Source organism: Mesorhizobium sp. M2A.F.Ca.ET.039.01.1.1 (genome assembly GCF_003998035.1).
In the GTDB taxonomy this organism is placed as follows: domain Bacteria; phylum Pseudomonadota; class Alphaproteobacteria; order Rhizobiales; family Rhizobiaceae; genus Mesorhizobium.
The window spans coordinates 1-2414 of the sequence record NZ_RZRY01000835.1 but is presented as its reverse complement, the minus strand read 5'-3'; the positions used below and the strand labels follow the sequence as shown (position 1 = coordinate 2414).

Annotated in this window: 2 protein-coding genes; both read right to left on the bottom strand. The window is 66.2% G+C overall.

All coding sequences use genetic code 11. The features are described from left to right. A partial coding sequence (locus tag EOA24_RS34390) for a DNA primase (RefSeq protein WP_127410611.1) occupies window positions 1–770 on the bottom strand: 770 nt, incomplete at its 3' end. A 12-nt stretch (window positions 771–782) separates the two neighbouring features. Continuing rightward, a partial coding sequence (locus EOA24_RS34385; RefSeq protein ID WP_189354473.1) for a strawberry notch C-terminal domain-containing protein occupies window positions 783–2414 on the bottom strand: 1632 nt, incomplete at its 5' end.

Below are 2414 nucleotides of genomic sequence, written 5' to 3'. Positions count from 1 at the left end.
GCCACCGGCAGTGCCGGCATCACGACGCGGAGCGAGGCCATCGTCTCGAAACCTTCGCCGGCGACCATGACCGAAATTGATTCGCCGGGCTCCATGCCGAGCCAGATGGCGTTGCCTAGAAGATTGCCGAGCGAGCGGCGCGGATCTGCAACCGGCGCCTTTCCGTTGCCGTTCGGATCCAACCAGGTGCGTTGCAGGCCGGTGATGCGTCCGTCGAGGGAAGTGACGGCCGCGATCAACGCGGGCAGGGTCTGCGTCTCGCCGGTGACGAGATCGCGGTAGTAGCAGCCGGGGTGGAAGCGCAAGGCGCGTTCACGCGCGGCGAGCAGGATGCCGCGGCAAGCAAGATAGCGTTCGGCCAGCGTGTCGGCGATCGGCTGCGACATGGCGAACAGGCGACGCGCGGCGTCGGGGGAGCCGCGTGCCGCGGCTGGCTGGCGCTCCGCGCCGGGGTCTTGCGCCGGCGGTCGCGGCATGGCGAGGAAGCGGCGCGCCTCGTCCGCGACATCGCGGAACTCAATAAGGCCGCAGCTTTCGCGGATGACATCGAGGAGATCGCCGAATTCGGACGTCGCCTCGTCCACCCACTTGCCCGCCGGGCCTTTAGCGTTGCTTCTCAACCGCACATGCATGGAGCGGCCGCGCGTGTTGCGCACGTCACCGACGATCCAGTGATTGCCCGAACGATGGCCGTTAGAGAGATATTCGCGGCACACCGCCTCGGCATGATCGCCAAGACGACGCGCCAGCTCGGAGGCCGAGCCGGTCATGATCGCCTCCTCTCAAGCCACGGCCGCGCGGTCGGTGACGCCGGTGAGCCGGTGGCGATCGAGAAGCGATGCGAGCATCGCGGAGCCTTGCTCGGCCGTCGGGATGAACAGCCTGAGCTTCCAGGAGATGATTTCCGCGATCAGGCCCAATGCCTTCAGGCGCGGCACCATCGCGTCGGTGAAGCCGATGAGCTCGACGCGGCAGTCGTTCATGACGCGGCTGCGGCGCAGGACCAGACCATCGGCAAGCTGCAGGCCGATCCGTCCCTCCACCAGTCCGGTCCATGCCTCCTCCGTCGCCAGTGTCGGGACATTGTCGATGCCGAGATTGCGCAACATGGTCGCGACCAGCGTCGGCGCGATGTGACGGCCGATGATGCGTTCTCCGGCATCGGTCTGGATCCGGTAGACCTGGCAATCATGGTCCGGCAGCCGCCGCCAGATCGGCAGCAACAGGCCGGTGACGATATGGAAGGTGCTGGTCGTGAATTCCGGAACGGCGGCGACTTCTGCCTGCCACAGCTCGCAGAACAGCCTTCGGTCGGCGGGCTGCCAAAGAGTTTCGGCAAGGGCATCGAGACCGAAGCGCAGCTCGTCGGTCGGCCGCAGCAGGCGCACCCGGTGCTCTATCGTCCCGTCGTCGAGCATCAGACTTGCCGTCGGCAGCTGGATCGCCGCGCGGCTTGACCGCGCGTTGACCAGCAGGACCGACTGCGGTTCCGCGCGTGCGATCGCCAGTGCTTCGGACAGGCCGAGCGGGCGGATGCGATCCTTGCGCGCCACGGTCAGCACATGAGACTGAGCGCCGGAAACCGGATGCGTGTAGACTGTGTGGCGATCGGTGACGATGATACTCTCCGCCGTGATCGTCTCCAGCCCCTTGTCATAGTTGCCCGCGGCGATGGCGCCTTCAATTCTTGCCGTCATCAGCTGCTCAAACACTTCGAACAGCAGGTTCTGGGTTTCGATGCGCAGCGCCAGCAGCCGATTGAGCCAGGTCGTGATTGGCGGCAGCTCGTCGCGCAACCCACCCTCGTCCGTGGTGAGAGACAGCCCGGTGACCGCCTCGAAGGTCCTCAGCGAGCAGCCCTCGATCTTGCCCTGGTGCAGCAGATAGTAGAACTGACGTAGTGCAGCACGGGCGTAGGGGCTTTCGAGATTGTCCTCGGACCGGAACAGCCCTGCCCCGCCGGTCTGGCGCTGGCCGCGCGTGATCGCACCAAGCGTGTCTAGCCGTCGGGCAATGGTCGACAGGAAACGTTTGCCGGCCTTCACATTGGCGGCCATCGGCCGGAACAGTGGCGGCTGCGCCTGGTTGGTCCGGTGCGTCCGGCCGAGCCCCTGGATGGCGTTGTCAGCGCGCCAGCCAGCTTCGAGCAGATAGTGCTTGCGCAGTCTCTGGTTTTTGGCGCCGAGATCGGCGTGGTAGGAGCGGCCGGTGCCGCCGGCGTCGGAAAAGACCAGCACGGCCTTGTCGTCATCCATGAATGCCTGGGCTTCGGCAAGGTTGGCCGAGCCGGGCCGGTTCTCGACGGCGAGCCGGTCGATGCTGTCGCGACCGGTCTTTTTGACGATGCGGCGCGAGCGACCGGTAACCTCGGCGACGGTGTCGGTGCCGAAATGGTGGAGGATCTGGTCGAGTGC